The sequence below is a fragment of the Micromonospora sp. CA-248089 genome (assembly GCF_050948515.1).
Taxonomy (GTDB): Bacteria; Actinomycetota; Actinomycetes; order Mycobacteriales; family Micromonosporaceae; genus Micromonospora.
Window position 1 is genome coordinate 2759803 of record NZ_CP192016.1, and the last position, 16017, is coordinate 2775819.

Annotated in this window: 15 protein-coding genes; 12 read left to right on the top strand and 3 right to left on the bottom strand. The window is 73.0% G+C overall.

Annotation, left to right across the window (positions count from 1 at the left end; all coding sequences use genetic code 11):
• Positions 1 to 95: 95 nt before the first annotated feature.
• Positions 96 to 827, bottom strand: coding sequence for a FadR/GntR family transcriptional regulator (locus ACQP26_RS13060; protein WP_269706721.1), 732 nt, complete (start codon positions 825 to 827; stop codon positions 96 to 98).
• A 138-nt stretch (positions 828 to 965) separates the two neighbouring features.
• Between ACQP26_RS13060 and ACQP26_RS13065 the strand changes: the two genes are divergently transcribed.
• From ACQP26_RS13065 to ACQP26_RS13100, 8 genes are all read left to right on the top strand, one after another.
• On the top strand, positions 966 to 2591 hold the full coding sequence (locus tag ACQP26_RS13065) for an ABC transporter substrate-binding protein (protein WP_433495850.1): 1626 nt from the start codon (positions 966 to 968) through the stop codon (positions 2589 to 2591).
• A gap of 102 nt (positions 2592 to 2693) precedes the next feature.
• Positions 2694 to 3650, top strand: a complete 957-nt coding sequence (locus ACQP26_RS13070) for an ABC transporter permease (RefSeq protein ID WP_013285836.1) — start codon at positions 2694 to 2696, stop codon at positions 3648 to 3650.
• Positions 3650 to 5608: a dipeptide/oligopeptide/nickel ABC transporter permease/ATP-binding protein gene (locus tag ACQP26_RS13075; protein ID WP_269706719.1), complete on the top strand. Its 1959-nt coding sequence runs from the start codon at positions 3650 to 3652 to the stop codon at positions 5606 to 5608. Before ACQP26_RS13070 ends, ACQP26_RS13075 begins: the two co-directional genes overlap by 1 nt.
• Positions 5605 to 6672 carry an oligopeptide/dipeptide ABC transporter ATP-binding protein gene (locus tag ACQP26_RS13080; RefSeq protein ID WP_281578143.1) on the top strand — a complete coding sequence of 356 codons (1068 nt, stop codon included), beginning with the start codon at positions 5605 to 5607 and terminating at the stop codon, positions 6670 to 6672. Before ACQP26_RS13075 ends, ACQP26_RS13080 begins: the two co-directional genes overlap by 4 nt.
• Positions 6669 to 7607 (top strand): dihydrodipicolinate synthase family protein, encoded by a 939-nt coding sequence (locus ACQP26_RS13085; RefSeq protein WP_262014527.1) that lies wholly within the window; start codon positions 6669 to 6671, stop codon positions 7605 to 7607. The genes ACQP26_RS13080 and ACQP26_RS13085 overlap by 4 nt, the downstream gene beginning before the upstream one ends.
• A 2-nt stretch (positions 7608 to 7609) precedes the next feature.
• Entirely contained in the window at positions 7610 to 8539 is a 930-nt protein-coding gene (locus tag ACQP26_RS13090) for an ROK family protein (protein ID WP_281578142.1), read from the top strand.
• A complete protein-coding gene (locus ACQP26_RS13095) occupies positions 8536 to 9225 on the top strand; it encodes an N-acetylmannosamine-6-phosphate 2-epimerase (RefSeq protein WP_281578141.1) in 690 nt (229 codons plus the stop codon). The genes ACQP26_RS13090 and ACQP26_RS13095 overlap by 4 nt, the downstream gene beginning before the upstream one ends.
• Positions 9216 to 10187 carry an acetylxylan esterase gene (locus ACQP26_RS13100; protein ID WP_433495851.1) on the top strand — a complete coding sequence of 324 codons (972 nt, stop codon included), beginning with the start codon at positions 9216 to 9218 and terminating at the stop codon, positions 10185 to 10187. Before ACQP26_RS13095 ends, ACQP26_RS13100 begins: the two co-directional genes overlap by 10 nt.
• On the opposite strand, the gene ACQP26_RS13105 is transcribed toward ACQP26_RS13100, so the two are convergent.
• Positions 10184 to 11227 carry a polyprenyl synthetase family protein gene (locus ACQP26_RS13105; protein ID WP_433495852.1) on the bottom strand — a complete coding sequence of 348 codons (1044 nt, stop codon included), beginning with the start codon at positions 11225 to 11227 and terminating at the stop codon, positions 10184 to 10186. The two genes, ACQP26_RS13100 and ACQP26_RS13105, sit on opposite strands and share 4 nt — an antisense overlap.
• A gap of 7 nt (positions 11228 to 11234) precedes the next feature.
• Complete coding sequence (locus tag ACQP26_RS13110) at positions 11235 to 11645, bottom strand: hypothetical protein (RefSeq protein WP_091425196.1); 411 nt, start codon at positions 11643 to 11645, stop codon at positions 11235 to 11237.
• Positions 11646 to 11807: 162 nt separating this feature from the next.
• Here ACQP26_RS13110 and ACQP26_RS13115 point away from each other — a divergent pair, with 162 nt between their 5' ends.
• Genes ACQP26_RS13115 through ACQP26_RS13130 form a run of 4 tightly spaced genes read left to right on the top strand, consistent with a single transcriptional unit; the run spans position 11808 to position 15912 of the window.
• Positions 11808 to 13370, top strand: a complete 1563-nt coding sequence (locus tag ACQP26_RS13115) for a phenylacetate--CoA ligase family protein (RefSeq protein WP_433495853.1) — start codon at positions 11808 to 11810, stop codon at positions 13368 to 13370.
• 3 nt (positions 13371 to 13373) lie between these two features.
• Positions 13374 to 13814 carry a hypothetical protein gene (locus ACQP26_RS13120; RefSeq protein ID WP_013285846.1) on the top strand — a complete coding sequence of 147 codons (441 nt, stop codon included), beginning with the start codon at positions 13374 to 13376 and terminating at the stop codon, positions 13812 to 13814.
• A complete protein-coding gene (locus ACQP26_RS13125) occupies positions 13811 to 14893 on the top strand; it encodes a hypothetical protein (RefSeq protein ID WP_281578136.1) in 1083 nt (360 codons plus the stop codon). The genes ACQP26_RS13120 and ACQP26_RS13125 overlap by 4 nt, the downstream gene beginning before the upstream one ends.
• Before the next feature lie 2 nt (positions 14894 to 14895).
• Positions 14896 to 15912: a nitroreductase gene (locus ACQP26_RS13130; protein WP_269706709.1), complete on the top strand. Its 1017-nt coding sequence runs from the start codon at positions 14896 to 14898 to the stop codon at positions 15910 to 15912.
• The last annotated feature ends 105 nt before the right edge of the window (positions 15913 to 16017 follow it).

The following is a 16017-nucleotide window of genomic DNA, read 5'->3' on the forward strand; positions in this document are numbered from 1 at the left end:
CGTCCGGTTCGTGAGCGCTCGGCCCTGGTGTGGCGGCCGATCGGCGTACGGGACCTTCGATCAGGTTCGAACGACAGGTCCCGGCGTACGGCGGATCAGGGCTGCGCGGCGCGGGCGATGCTCGCCCGGATCGGCGCGTAGTGCTCGGCGATGGCCGAGCGCAGCGCCGCCGCGTCGCCCGCCGTGAGGGCGGAGACGATCGCCTGGTGCCGCTGGGCGGTGATGACCCGGTCCTCCGGCTCGGTGCGCAGGGTGGGCGCGACGATCGCCTGCACCTGCCAGAACGCCTCGGTCAGCTGGACCAGCAGGTCGTTGCCGAGGGGTTCCATCAGCTTCAGGTGGAAGGCCCGGTCGACGTCGAGGAAGTCCTCGCCCCGGGCGGCCCGGCTGTGCATCTCGTCGGCGAGGGCGGACAGCTCGGACCGGTGCCGCTCGTCCAGCGCCTCGATGACGGTGGCGGCCAGGCCCTGTTCCAGCGTCTGCCGGATGTCGACGACCTGGGCCAGGACGTGGTGGTCGTCCTCGCCGCTGAGCAGGCCGCGGAACGTCAGGCTCTCCACCAGGGCGTTGAGGGACATGCGGCCGACGAACGTGCCGTGGCCGTGGCGCACCTCGACGATGTCGAGCGCGGAGAGGATCTTGACGGCCTCGCGGACGCTGGAGCGGCTGGCGCCGACGGCCTCGCACAGCTCGGTCTCGGTGGGCAGGAGGTTTCCCGGCTTGAGGCGGTTGCGCAGGATGTACTCCTTGATCCTGGTGGCGACCTCCTGCCGGCGAGGGCTGGGCCGCTCGGCGCCGCGTAGCGGACTGGCGTCAATGGTCGTCATCTGGCCCTTGCCCTTCGTTCCCGAATCTGTCACTCTCACCCTACCGGCATCAGACGTCAGACGTCATACACCTTATGCTTCGCATCCCCGAGCGCGAGCGGTCACGCGAGCGCATGAAGAGCCTATGGAGGCAGCTACGTGAGCACCACCGGTAAGCCGTCCGGGAGTCGGCGCGCCCTGCGAGGCCGCGTCCGCTCCCTGGCCGTCGCCTCCCTCGCGGGCGGCCTCGCGGTCGCGCTGGCCGCCTGCAGCGGTGGCCCCGCCTCGACGAACGCCGTGGGTAACGGGAAGGGGGGCACGTCGATCGAGGCCACGCTGGCGTTCACGCTCTCCAGTGGTTTCGATCCCAGCAACGCCTCCTCGGCCGTGGCGACCGCGGTCAACCAGCACGTCTTCGAGGGCCTCGTCGACCTCGACCCGATCACGCGGGAACCCTACAACGCCCTGGCCAAGAGCGACCCGACCCCCGGGGCCGACGGCCGGACCTACACCGTGACGCTGCGCGACGGGGCGAAGTTCTCCGACGGCACCCCGGTCACCGCCGAGGACGTGGCGTGGTCCTTCACCCGGGTGCTCAAGCCCGCGGACCCGAAGGCGCCGCCGCTGATGCAGGGCTTCGTGTCGTTCCTCGACACCGTCACCGCCAAGGACGCCACCACCGTCGAGTTCACGCTGAAGTACCCGTTCGCCCTGTTCAGCGAGCGCATCTCGGTGATCAAGGTCGTCCCCAAGGCCAAGACCGGTGACGCGGCCGCGGCCAAGGCGTTCGACACCGCCCCGATCGGGTCCGGCCCGTTCAAGGTGGACAGCGCGTCCAAGGAATCCGGCATCAAGCTGAGCAAGAACGCGAACTACAACGGCCCGCGCGCCGCCAAGGTCGAGACGATGACGTGGAACACCACCACCGAGGCGTCGGCCCGCGTGTCGGACCTGCAGGGCGGCCGGGTGCAGGCCATCGAGGCCGTGCCGTACCTGAACGTCGACTCGCTCAAGGACAAGTACACGATCGACGTGAAGCAGGCCTTCAACCAGGTCTTCCTCATGTTCAACAACGCCGCCGCGCCGTTCAGCGACAAGCGGGTGCGCCAGGCCCTGCACTACGCCATCGACAAGGAGGCGGTCATCAAGACCGCGCTCAACGGCTACGGCAGCCCGGCGACCAGCTACCTCGACGAGGGCAACAAGGCGTACCAGAAGGCCGCCACGGTCTACGACTACAACCCGGACAAGGCCAAGGCCCTGCTCCAGGAGGCCGGCGTCACCAACCTGTCGTTCCGGCTCGACACCACCGACAGCTCGGTGGTCAAGGACGTCGCCCCGCTGGTCATCGAGCAGTGGAAGAAGATCGGCGTCACCGCCACGCTCAACACCGTGCCGTCCTCGGCCATCTACGGCGACATCGTTCCCAAGGACACCTTCCGGGTGCTCATGGCCACCGGTGACCCGAGCGTCTTCGGCGTCGACACCGACCTGCTGATGCGCTGGTACTACTTCGGCGAGACCTGGCCGGGCCAGCGTTACCGCTGGAGCGACGCCGACCGCAAGGCAATGGGCGACCTGCTGGACAAGGCCGCGCAGACCTCCGACGAGGCGGCCCGCAATGAGCTGTGGAAGCAGGCCCTGGACATGGCGGCGGACCAGGTGCCGCTGTACCCGATCCTGCACACCAAGGTCGTCACCGCGTACGACCCGGCCAAGGTGGACGGCTTCTCCGGCGCCTCCACCACCGGCCTGTACTTCCTGGGCACCGGCCGGACCGGCTGAGCCCACGCGCGGGGTTCCGGCCCCGCAGACGTCCCGCCCGGCCCACGTGACCCGTGCGGCCGGGCGGGCGTCCCGGCGCCCCCGCCACGAGAAAGAGAATCCATGCTGACCGTCCTGAACCTGGTCGCACGACGATTCCTGACGCTGATCCCCCTGGTGCTGGGCATCACGCTCTTCGTCTTCGTGATCATGCAGTTCTCCCCGATCGACCCGGCGTTGTCCGTCCTCGGTGACCAGGCCACGCCGGCGCAGGTCGAGGCGTTCCGCGCCGCCAACGGCCTGAACGACCCGCTGCCGCTGCGCTACCTGCACTTCCTCGGCGACCTCGTCCGCGGCGACCTCGGCATGACGTTCCCGCCGTCGGTACCGGTCGCCGAGAAGATCGCCATGGCGCTGCCGCTGACCATCCAGCTCACCGCGCTCGGCGTCGTCGGCGCGCTCGTCATCGCGCTGGCGCTCGGCATCCCGGCCGCCCTGTACCGGGACCGCTGGCCCGACCAGGTCATCCGGATCGTCTCCATGGCCGGCATCGCCACGCCCTCGTTCTGGCTGGCCCTGCTGTTCATCCAGGAGTTCTCGGTCCGCCGCCCGATCTTCCCGACCGGCGGCTACGTCAACCCCGCCGACTCGGTCGGCCTGTGGTTGCAGTCGCTGGCCATGCCCGCGCTGGCGCTGGCCGTACCGGTCGGCTGCTCGCTGGCCCGCATCGTCCGGACGTCCATGGTCGAGGAACTCGACAAGGACTACGTCCGCACCGCGATCGGCGCCGGCCTGCCGCCGCGCGTGGTGATCGGCCGCAACGTGCTGCGCAACGCCCTGGTCAATCCGCTCACCGCGCTGGGCCTGCGGATCGGCTACCTCATCGGCGGCACCGTCGTCATCGAGGCCATCTTCTCGCTGCCCGGCATGGGCACCCAGATCATGAGCGCGGTCCAGCAGAACGACACCGCGCTGGCCCAGGGCACCGTGCTGACCATCGCGCTCTGCTTCGTGCTGGTGAACCTGGTCGTCGACATCCTCTACCTCTTCGCCAACCCCCGACTGCGCGGAGGCCACTGATGCGCCGGTCCCTCACCACGCGGCTGTCCCGCCCCGGCATGGCCTTCGCCCGTCTCGGTCTCGCGGCCCGGTTCGCGCTCGGCTTCGTCGCGCTCATCGTCGTGGTCGGCGTGCTCGCCCCGCTGCTGCTGCGCCACGACCCCACCCAGACCGGGCTCGGTCCGGCGCTGACCGGCCCGAACGGCGACTTCTGGTTCGGCCTGGACAAGCTCGGCCGCGACGTGTTCTCCCGGCTGGTCGCCGGCACCCGGCGCTCCCTGATCGTCGGCTTCGGCGCGGCCGGCATCGCGCTGGTGCTCGGCGCGATCCTCGGCGCGATCGCCGGCAGCAGCCGCACCGTCGTCGACGAGATCATCATGCGCTGCCTCGACGTGGTCATGGCCTTCCCCACGATCGTGCTCTCCGCGCTGCTGATCATCTCGTTCGGCAAGAACAGCCTGCTGGTCCTCGTCATCGCGATCGGCTTCGTGTTCACCCCGTCGGTCGCGCGCATCGTCCGCGCCAACGTGCTGTCCCAGTACGGCGAGGACTACGTGGCCGCCGAGCGGATCATCGGCGCCCGGCGACCGCACATCCTCTGGCGGCACGTCCTGCGCAACTGCGCCGCACCGATCCTCGTCTTCGTCACCGTCATGGTCGCCGACGCGATCGTGTTCGAGGCGTCCCTGTCCTTCATCGGCGGCGGCCTCGCCCCGCAGGAGGCGGCCTCCTCGTGGGGCTCGGTGATCGCGTTCGGCAAGGAGATGGTGCAGATCGGCGGCTGGTGGGCCACGTTCTTCCCCGGCCTGCTGATCCTGCTCACCGTGCTGGCGCTCAACGTGCTCTCCGAGGGCATGTCCGACGCCTGGGCCGCCCCGGCGGCGCGCCGCGCCACGTCTACCACCAGCGGTGACGCGCTGGAGCAGGCGAAGCCCGGCACCGGTGAGGTGGTCGAGCTCCCCGGCCTGGCCGAGGCGGCACGGCGGCTGCGTGAGCGCGCCCGCCCGCTGCCGCAGGGCAAGCCGGTCCTTCGGGTCAGCGACCTGTCGATCGGTTTCGAGGGCCGTCACCGCGGCGTGGACATCGTCGACGGGCTCTCCTTCGACGTCCGCCCCGGCGAGGTCGTCGGCCTGGTGGGGGAGTCCGGCTCCGGCAAGTCGCTGAGCGTCCTGGCCGTGATGGGCCTGCTGCCGCAGGGCGCCCGGGTACGTGGCGAGATCCGCTTCCAGGACACGAACCTGCTGAAGCTGAACGCCAAGGGCCGCCGTGCCCTGATGGGGCGCGAGATCGCCATGGTCTACCAGGACGCGCTGTCGGCGCTGAACCCGGCGCTGCGCGTCGGCGCCCAGCTCGCCCAGATGATCCGCCGCGGCGGCACCCGCTCGGCCGAGGAACTCATGCGGCTGGTCGGGCTGGACCCGCAGCGCACGCTCGCCGCGTACCCGCACGAGCTGTCCGGCGGGCAGCGGCAGCGCGTGGTGATCGCCATGGCGCTGTCCCGCGACCCGAAGCTGATCATCGCGGACGAGCCGACCACAGCGCTCGACGTCACCGTGCAGGCCCAGGTGATGAAGCTGCTGCTGGACCTGCGTGAGCGGCTCGGCTTCGCCCTCATCCTGGTCAGCCACGACCTCGCCCTGGTCAGCGACGTCTGCGACCGGGTCGTGGTGATGTACGGCGGCCAGATCGTGGAGACCGGCGTGACCGCCGACGTGATGGAGGCGCCCGCCCACCACTACGCCCGCGGGCTGCTCGGTTCCGTCCTGTCCCTGGAGACCGGCGCGGAACGGCTCACCCAGATCCGCGGTGTGGTGCCGTCACCCGCCGACTTCCCGAAGGGCTGCCGGTTCTCCGACCGCTGTCCGATGGCGACCGAGATCTGCCGGGACACCGCGCCCGCCCTGGAGGGCACGGACGGCCACGGGTACGCCTGCCACCACCCCGCCGTCACCGTCAGCGAGAAGGAGCCGGCCCGATGAGCGCCACCGCCGAGCACCGGCCGATCGCCGAGCTGAGTGACGTGCACGTGGTGCACGCCGCGCGCGGCGGCGGCATGTTCAGCCGGGAGAAGGTCTACGCCCTCACCGGCGCCGACCTGGTCATCCGGGCCGGTGAGACGGTCGGCATCGTGGGCGAGTCCGGCTGCGGCAAGTCGACGCTCGCCAAGGTTCTCGTCGGCCTGCAACGGCCGACCGCCGGCACGGTGTCGTTCGCCGGCAAGGACGTGTGGTCGATGAGCGCCGCCGAGCGGCGCGAGCACATCGGCGCGGGCGTCGGCATGATCTTCCAGGACCCGGCCACGTCGCTGAACCGCCGCATGCCGGTACGCGACATCCTGCGTGACCCGCTGGACGTGCACCGCCGGGGCACCCGGCAGCAGCGCGAGCAGCGGGTGTCCGAGCTGATGTCGCTGGTGGGCCTGCCCCGCTCGGTCGCCGACGTGCTGCCCAGCCAGCTCTCCGGCGGCCAGCGCCAGCGGGTGTCCATCGCCCGTGCGCTGGCCCTGGAACCGGGGCTGGTCATCGCCGACGAGCCGACAAGCGCGCTGGACGTGTCGGTCCGGGCCCAGATCCTCAACCTGCTGCTGGACCTCAAGGACCGGCTCGGCCTGGCCATGGTGCTGGTGTCGCACGACATCCAGACCGTCAAGCGGGTCAGCGACCGGGTCGTCACCATGTACCTGGGCCGCATCGTCGAGCAGACACCGGCCGGCCTGCTGCCCGAGGGCGGCCGGCACCCGTACACCCGGGCCTTGTTCTCGGCCACGCCGGGCCTGCTCTCACCGATCGAGCCCATCCCGCTGGTCGGCCCGGTCCCGTCGGCCACCCGGCCGCCGAGCGGCTGCCCGTTCCGGACCCGCTGCTGGGCCGCCACCGACGGCTGCGCCGTGGACATGCCGGCGCCGCGCCCCGCCGAGGGCGAGGGCCACGAGTTCCGGTGCCACCACCCGGTGCCCGCCGGCACCGCGAACACCGAACTGGTCGCGCTCGCCACCCCGGCGGCCGGCCGCACCACAACTGAGTCTGTCGAGGAGAACCTGTGACCACCCCAGCCCCGCGGTTCGCCGGAGTCGTGCCGCCGGCCGTGACCCCCCTGACCGATGAGGGCGAGGTCGACGTCCACTCGCTGGAACGGCTGGTCGAGTGGCTGCTCGACGCCGGCGTCGACGGCATCTTCGCCCTCGGCAGCTCCGGCGAGACGGTCTTCCTCACCGACCGGCAGCGGGACCTGGCCCTGGAGACCATCGTGAAGACCGCCGGCGGCGCCGTGCCGGTCATCGCCGGCTGCATCGAACCGACCACCCGCCGGGTCGTGGAGCGGGCCGAGGCGTCCACCCGGCTGGGCGCGGACGGCCTGGTCGTCACCGCGCCGTTCTACGCCATCGTCGGCCCGCACGAGATCGAGCGGCACTTCCGCGCGGTCGCCGCGGCGGTCGAGCTTCCGCTGCTGGCGTACGACATCCCGGTCTGCGTGCACAGCAAGCTTTCCGTCGACCTGCTGACCCGGCTCGCCGCCGACGGCGTGCTGGCGGGTGTCAAGGACTCCAGCGGCGACGACGTCGCGTTCCGCCAGCTGGCGCTGGCCGTCGCCGAACACGCGCCGGAACGCGACTTCAGCCTGCTCACCGGCCACGAGGTGGTGGTCGACGCGATGATGCTCGCCGGTGGCTCCGGCTCGGTGCCGGGACTGGGCAACGTGGACCCGGCCGGGTACGTGCGGCTGCACCGCGCCTGCGTGGCCGGCGACTGGGCCGCCGCCCGCCGGGAGCAGGACCGCCTGACCCGGCTGTTCCGCATCGTCGACGCGGCCGACCCGGCCACCTCGGCGGGCGCCACCCGGGGCGTCGGCGCGTTCAAGACCGCGCTGTCCCTGCTCGGCGTCATCGCCGGCAACGCGGTGTCGCTGCCGCTGCGGCCGCTGGACGCCGCCGAGACGGGCCGCGTGCGTACCCAGCTGGAACTGGCCGGGCTGCTCTGACCATGCCCGAGGTGAGCACGACCGGTCTGGTCGCCGCGCTCGACATCGGCGGCACCAAGACCACCGCCGCCCTGGTCACCGCCGCCGGCGAGGTCGTCGGCCGGCGTACCGCGCCGACTCCGGGCCGCTCCGGGGCCGCCGCGGTGCTCGACACCGCCGCCGGCCTGGTCGAGACGCTGCGGACGGGCGCGCCGGCTGTCGTACGGGCGCTCGGTGTGGGCAGCGCCGGAGTCATCGACAGCGGCTCCGGCCTGGTGCTGTCCGCCACCGACGTGCTGACCGGGTGGACCGGCACGGACCTGCGCGGCCACCTGGGCCGGCGTCTGGGCGTGCCGGTCACCGTGGTCAACGACGTGCACGCCCACGCGCTGGGCGAGGCGCGTCACGGCGTCGCGGCCGGGTACGACACCGTGCTCTACGTCGCGGTCGGCACCGGCGTCGGCGCGTCGTTCGTCCTCGGGGACACGGTGCTCGCCGGTGCGCACAGCGCGGCCGGGCACGCCGGGCACCAGCCGTCCCCGTACGCCGGAACGCTGCCCTGCACCTGCGGCGGGCGCGGGCACCTGGAGGCGATCGCCGCCGGGCCCGCGCTCACCGCCGAGTACGTCCGGCGTACCGGCCGGCCGGTGGCCGACCTGCGGGCCGTCGCCGCGCTCGCCGCGGACGGCGACGAGACGGCCCGGGAGGTCGTCCGGCTCGGCGGCGCGGCCGTCGGCTCCGCCGTCGGCGGCCTGGTCAACGTGCTCGACCCCGCCGCCGTGGTGATCGGCGGTGGCGTCACCGGGCTCGGCGAGCCGTGGTGGCGGGCGCTGCGTGACGCGGTGCCCGCCGAGACGCTGCCCGCCCTGGCCGGCGTGCCGGTCCTCGCCTCCACCCTCGGCCCCGACGCGCCGCTGCTCGGTGCCGCCTCGCTCGCCTGGAAGGTCTCATGAACGCGCTCGTCGACCAGCTCCGTGACCGCCTGGTCGTCTCCTGCCAGGCGTACCCGGGTGAGCCCATGCGCGACCCGGACACCATGCGCCGGGTCGCGCTCGCCACCGCACGCGGCGGCGCCGCCGGCATCCGCGCCCAGGGGCCGGCGGACATCGCGGCCATCCGCGCGGCGGTGGACCTGCCGCTGATCGGGCTCTGGAAGGACGGCGACGACGACGTCTTCATCACCCCCACGCTGGAGCACGCGCTCGCCGTCGCCGACGCCGGGGCGCACGTCGTCGCGCTCGACGGCACGTCCCGGCCCCGGCCCGACGGCCGTACGCTCGCCGACACGATCGCGGCCGTGCACGAGCGCACCGGCGCGCTGGTGATGGCCGACTGCTCCACGCTGGACGAGGGCATCGCCGCCGCCGCCGCGGGCGCCGACCTGGTCGGCACCACGCTGGCCGGCTACACCGCGTACACCAGGAAGGGCGACGGGCCGGACCTGGACCTGGTCGCCCGGCTCGCCGCCGCGGTCGACGTCCCGGTGGTCGCCGAGGGACGCATCCACACCCCGGAGCAGGCCGCGCAGGCGCTGCGGGCGGGCGCGTGGACGGTGGTGGTCGGCACCGCCATCACCCACCCGACCACCATCACCGGCTGGTTCGCCTCCGCCGTACGGGAGGCCGCGTCGTGCCGCTGACCGACCTCGACCTGGCCGGCTGCCTGGCGTACCGGCCGGAACTGGACGTGCCGGCGGATCTGGACGCGTTCTGGGCGCGCACGCTCGACGGCGGCGGCGACCCGGAGGCGGCGCTCTACGAGCCGGTCGACACCGGGCTGACCCAGATCCGGACGTACGCCGCCACGATCCCCGGTTTCGGCGGCGAGCCGGTACGCGGATGGATGCACCTGCCCGCCGGGGCCGACGGGCCGCTGCCCTGCGTGGTCGAGTACCTCGGCTACGGCCGGGGCCGCGGCCTGCCGCACGAGAAGCTGTTCTGGGCCGCGGCCGGCTTCGCGCACCTGATCATGGACAGCCGGGGTCAGGGCTGGAGCGCCGCCACCGGCGGCACGCCCGACCCGCACCCCTACCCGGCCGGCACCGTGCCCGGCTTCCTCACCCGTGGCGTCGACGACCCGGCCGAGCACTACTATCGGCGGCTGATCACCGACGCGGTCCGGTTCGCCGAGGCCGCCCGGCGGCACCCGGCCGTCGACCCCGCCCGGGTGGCGGTGACCGGCTTCAGCCAGGGCGGCGGCCTCGCCCTCGCCGCCGCAGCGCTGTGCCCGGACGTGGTCGCGGTCATGCCGGACGTGCCGTTCCTGTGCGACATCCGCCGGGGCGTGCGCGTCGCCGGCCCGGACAGCCCGTACGCCGAGGTCGTCGAGTACCTCGCGCTGCACCGCGACCGCGCCGACCGGGTGTTCCGCACGCTGTCCTACCTGGACGCCGCCGTGCTCGCACCGCGCGCCACCGCACCTGCGCTGTTCTCGATCGCCCTGCGTGACCAGGTCTGCCCGCCGTCCACCTGCTTCGCCGCCTACCACCGCTACGGCGGCGACAAGGACGTGCGGGTGTACGAGTTCAACGACCACGAGGGCGGCGAGGCGGAACACCAGCGCGAACAGCTCACCTGGTTGCGGGGGATCCTGGGCGGCTAGCGGGCGCGTTCCACCACGTAGTCGGTCAGCTCCAGCAGGAACCGGCCGTCCTCGGTGTCGGCGGCGGCGCCGAGCGCCCGCTCACCCTCGCGGCGGGCGGCCAGCGCGAGATCCCGGGCGCTGTGCCGCGCCGACTCCACACAGTCGTACGCGAGCAGCCGCCCGTGCAGCCAGCGCACCTCGGCGTCGGTGCGCTCCGCGCGGGTACGGCTCAGCAACCGCACGAGCCGTTCGCGTTCCTCCGGTGTGCACCGCCGCATGAAGTCGATCAGGATCAGCGTGCGTTTGCCCTCCCACAGGTCACCGGCGATCTCCTTGCCGTAGCGGGCGTAGTCGCCGGTGAGGTTCAACGCGTCGTCCTGGATCTGGAACGCCGCACCCAGATACCAGCCGTAGCGGTCGAGCACGTCGACCGCGTTCTCCCGGCCGGTCGCCACGAGAATCCCGGTGCGGCACGGGTAGATGCACGTGTACCAGGACGTCTTCTTCAGGCACATCCGGTAGTAGTCGTCGGCGTCCAGGTCGCACACGTTGTCGCGGATCCAGCCGATCTCGATGGCCTGCCCCTCCAGCGAGTGGCGCATCATCAGCTCGGTCTCGGTGAACAGCCGCCAGGCGATCCCGGAGCCGAGCGCCGCCCGGTTCGCGGCCAGCCGCCGCAGCGCCAGCAGGTTCGTCATGTTGCCGACGTTCAGGGCCACGCCCACGCCGTACTCGGCGTGCAGGGTCCGCCCGCCGCGCCGCTGCTCGCTCTCGTCCTGGATGTCGTCGTGGATGAGGAAGGCGTTGTGGAACAGCTCCACCGTCACGGCGGCGTTGAGACCCACCGCGTCGCCGCCGCCGAACGCCCGGCACGTGGCCAGGCACAGCGCGGCGCGCAGCCCTTTGCCCCAGCGCCGGGGATACTCCGCGACCAGGTCGTACAGGTAGCGCGGGCCGCCGTCGGGCACGTCGTCGAGCAGCGCGCCGAGGGCGAGCCCGCGATAGCGCTCCAGCATCCGTTCCACGTGCCCGCCGGCCACCCCGGCGGTCGGCGCCATCGCGCGGCTACCGGTCCGTCGGCCGCTTCGGGGCCGGCGACGCCAGCCGGTCCGCGAGCCCGTTTGCCACCTCGGGGGCCAGCCGCGCCAGATTGAGTACGGTGTCCAGCGCGTCGTGCGCGTCCGACGTGTACCGCCGGATCACCTCACCGCGCTGGTCGTCGGCCATCTTCAGCTGCCCGACCACGGTGTCGATCAGGGCGTGCCCGTCGGTGCGGACCCGGGCGACGAGTTCGTCGAACGCCTCCGGGTCCACGCGCCGGCTCTCGGTCAGCTTCTCCTCGAGCCGCCGGGCGCCGGCCAGCCCCGCCGCGAGTTCCTCCTCCAGCACCGTGGCCGCGTGGGTCACGGTCTCCGAGGTCTCCTCGGCCACCTTCTCGAAGCGCTCGTTCACGCGCTCACGCTTGCCGTCTGTCATGGGCGAAGTGTCACCGGACCAGGGACGACACACCAGGCGAGTGTCGCCATGGTGACTGAGCGTGGCCGACCGGGTTGGCCTTGCGGCCTGGGTACGGGTACTCAGCGCAGTACCGTTCCGTCGCTCATGTGCCGGCGTCGCGGCGTCGACAGGATTCTTGTCATGGCCGAGACGCTGCACCGACACGCCGCCGCGCGTACCGTCGACACGCCGCTGCCCGCCGAGGCCGCGCTGGCCCCCGCCGGCCGCGCCGTCGCCGCGCTGGCCCGGCTCATCGCCCACCACCCCGCCGGCTGGCGGTGGCTGGCCCGGCGACACCACCCGGTCCTGGACCGGCTCGCCGCCGCGAACGCGCGGTCGACCTGCGTGCGCGCCGCCCGGCGGGTGCCCGCCTACCAGGCGTTTTTGCGGGCCCGCCCGGGCGGCCTGCGCCGCAGGCTGCGGGACTTCCCGGAGACCGACAAGCGTGGGTACGTCATGGCGTACGACGCCTCGGCCCGGTGCCGGGACGGGCGGATGCCGGAGCGGGGCGTGGTGGTCGACGAGTCGGCCGGCTCGTCCGGGCGCCCGTTCAACTGGCCGCGCGGCGAGCGGGAACTGCGGGCGGTGCACCGCGACATCGTCGGCTACACCGGACTGGCGTTCCCGATGCGCCGGCCGTTCGTCATCAACGCGTACTCGATGGGCGCCTGGGCGACCGGCACCACCACCGGCGCGGCGATGGCCCGGATCGCCACCGTGAAGAACACCGGCCCCGACCTCGGGAAGATCGTCGACACGCTGCGCGAGTTCGGTCCCGGCCACGACTACCTGGTGACCGCGTACCCGCCGTTCCTCAAGCACCTGCGGGACCGGCTCGACGCCGAGGGCTTTCCGTGGTCGCGGTACCGGATCTTCGCCAGCTGCGGCGGCGAGGGCATGACCGAGGCGCTGCGCGACTACCTGGAGGAGCGGTTCGTGCGGGTGCGCTCGGCGTACGGGGCGTCGGACCTGACCATCGGCATCGGCGCGGAGACCCGGTTCACGGTGTGGCTGCGGCGGCGGCTGCGCACCGACGCGGGACTGCGGGCGGAACTGCTCGGCGCGGGTGAGCAGCGGCTGCCGATGGTGTTCCAGTACAACCCGTTCGCCACCTACCTGGAGACGAACGAGCGGCGCGAACTGCTGTGCACAGTGGCGAGCCCGGACGTGCTCCAGCCCCGGCTGCGCTACAACGTCGGTGACGAGGCGCTGCTGGTGCCGTACCGGCGGATCGTCGAACTGGCGCACGCCGACCCGGTACGCCGCGCCGAGTTCCGTACCGCGGTGTCCGAGGAGCGGATGACGCTGCCACTGCTGCTGCTGTTCGGCCGCAGCGACTCCACGGTGTCCTACCTGGGCGCGAACCTCTACCCCCAGGACGTCGAGTACGGCCTGTACACCGGCAACCCGTACGCCGCCGAGATCAACAGGTTCTGCCTGACGCTGCACGAGGACGCGGCGCTGGAGACCCGGCCGGTGATCCACGTCGAGCTGCGCCGCCCGCTGGACGACGCGGCCCGCGCGGCGCTCGCCGACGCGTGCCGCGACGGGGTACGCGCGCACCTGACCTCGGTGTCGCGGGACTTCGCGCAGTCCCTGGTGGAGGACCCGACCGCCGGTGACCTGCGCGTGGAGCTGCACGAACCGGACGGCGGCCCGTTCGCCGGCATGCAGAAGATCAAGAACGTCTACCTGGTGAGGTGAACGATGCGTACCCGTGACTTCTCCCGCGCCCCGGCGCAGGCCCGCGCCGGCGCCATGTTCATCGGCGGCACCCGGTACGCGAACCCGCTGGTGCTGCTGCGCCTGGCCCCCGACTGGATCCGGATGGTGCGGGACATGCGCCGGATGTCCGGCTACTGCTGGCACACCGTCTACTGGCAGTTCCCGCTGACGCTCGGCACCATCGCGTTCTTCACCGACCGGGACGCGCTGCTGCGCTTCGCCCGCACGCGGCACCACCGCAAGCTGATGATGTGGCTGACCGACGGGGACCGCAACGCCACCGCCGGGTTCATCCGGCTCTACACTGCCTCCCCGGACGGCTACTCAAACGGCGCGTGGCGGGCCGAGGACGGCGCGATGGGCCACATCGAGCGGTTCACGCCGCTGGGCGCGGAGACGACCGGACCGGCGGTGCGCCGGTGACCGGCCACCGGTTCGAGCGCGTCACCGGCCGGCGCGGCCTGCGCGACTTCCTCGCCCTCACCGACCGGCTGTACGCCGACGAGCCCCGGTACGTGCCGACGCCCCGGCAGCAGATCCGCCGCTGGTGGCGCGACGGCGTGCCGATGTACGTGCTGCGCGACGCCACCGGCGCCGTGGCCGGGCGGACCACGCTGCACACCGACGCGGACCTCGACACCAAGCTGGGCCGCCGGTGCCAGCTGTTCGGGCTCACCGAGTTCACCGCTCCCGCCGCCCGGCCGCTGTTCGACGCGATCGCCGCACACGCGAAACCCGGCCGGGACCTGCTGTTCGGGCCGGTGGCGCTGCTGCCCAACCAGGCCGGTGGGGTGATCACCTCGGGGTACGCCGACCGGGGCTTCGTGGACAGCGCGTGGAACCCGCCGCACTACCCGGAGGCGTACGAGGAGAACGGGTTCACCGGCCGGTTCGTCTCCGACACCTGGATCTGCCCGGTGCCGCCGCCGGCCGGGCCGCCGCCCGCGCTCGGCGTCCAGCCCGACGGCGCGCGGCTGGAGCTGCACCGGGGGAGCACCCGGCGGCTCGACGAGCAGCTCGACCTGCTGCGGGGGATGCTCAACGACTCCTTCGCCCAGCTCGGCTACTACACGCCGATCTCGGCAGCCCAGCTGCGGCGGCAGACCGACGGGCTGGCGTACCTGCTGGACGAGTCCCTGCTGCTCTACCTGACCCGCGACGGGCGACCGGTGGCGTTCGTGCTCTGCGTGCCGGACATCAGCGACTTCCTGGTCGCGGTGCGCGGTGACCTGAACCCGGTCAGCCAGTTGCGGCTGCTGGCCACCCGGCGCCGGTACCGGCGGGAGGCGGTGCTGATCGTCAAGGGGGTGGTGCCGGAGTTCCAGGGGCGCGGCTACCAGCGGCTGCTGTCGGAGCACCTGCACCGCAACCTGCACGACGGCGGCTACACGGCGCTGCGCAGCACGTACGTCGGGCGGGACAACCCGGCGTCCGCGGCCCAGTACCGGCGTCTCGGCGGACGCCCGTTGCACGGCTACACGTTCTACGCCAAGGAGCGGTGACCATGGACCTCGCCGCGTTCCGCGCGCTGGAGCCGCTGTGCTGGCGGGCGCCGAGCGCCCACAACACCCAGCCGTGGCGGCTGCGCTACGAGCGCTGGGCGATCACCGTCGGCTGGGACCCGGCCGACGCGCTGCCCGCCGGGGACCCGACCGGGCGGGACCTGCGTCTGTCGCTCGGCGCGTTCGTGGAGACCTGCCTGATCGTCGCCGCCGACGCGGGGCTGCGGCTGGACTGGGCCGCCGACCACGACGAGTCCGACCGGCGGGTGGGGCGGCTGCGTCCGGCTCGGCAGCCGTACCGGACGCCGTTCCGCACCGCCGACGTGTGGGACCGGCGTACCCACCGGGGCCGGTTCACCGGCGGCCCGGACGCCGACGTGGTCGCGGCGGTGGACGCGGTCGCCCGGCGGGCCGGTGGCACGGCCCGCGTCGTGCCGGCGGCCGGACGGCTGCGCGCGCTGCTGCGCACCGCCGACCGGCAGGTGTACGCGGACCCGGCGGTGGTCGCGGAGCTGCGCCGCTGGCTGCGCCTGGACCGGGCGGGCCCGCGCTACCGGACCGACGGGCTCTCCGACCGCTGCCTCGGGCTGGGCCGGGCGTCGGCCACCGGGCTGCGGGCGGCGCTCGCGGCGTACCCGGCGTTGCGTCCGCTCGGGCTGCCCCGGCTGCTCGCCGCCGCGGGCGGTGATCCGCTCGCGCAGGGCGGCGCGGTGCTGGCGCTCGTCGCCCCGCCGGATCTGGACGCGGCCGGCCAGGTCGAGTTCGGCCGCGTGCTGATGCGGACGTGGCTGACGCTGCACACGGCCGGGCTGGCCGCGCACCCGCTCAGTCAGCTCGTCGACGTCGCAGCCACCCGCGACGCGCTCGGGACGCTGCTGGACGTGGCGCCGGAGCGCATCGTGCACGTGGCCCGGGTGGGCCGGCCGGCCGCCCCCGCGCCCCGCTCGGCCCGGCGCGTGAAACACGGATCGGAACTGTTAGCGGTAACACCCCTTGACGCGATGTCACTTCATCCATGAGAGTCCATGTTGGCTGATGTGTCGCCCGGTCGGGAGCCCTGGGCGCGTAGTGGCAGAAACGCGGCGTCCGGGTGCGCGAGTAAAGCGTGTTAGCGATAACAGCGC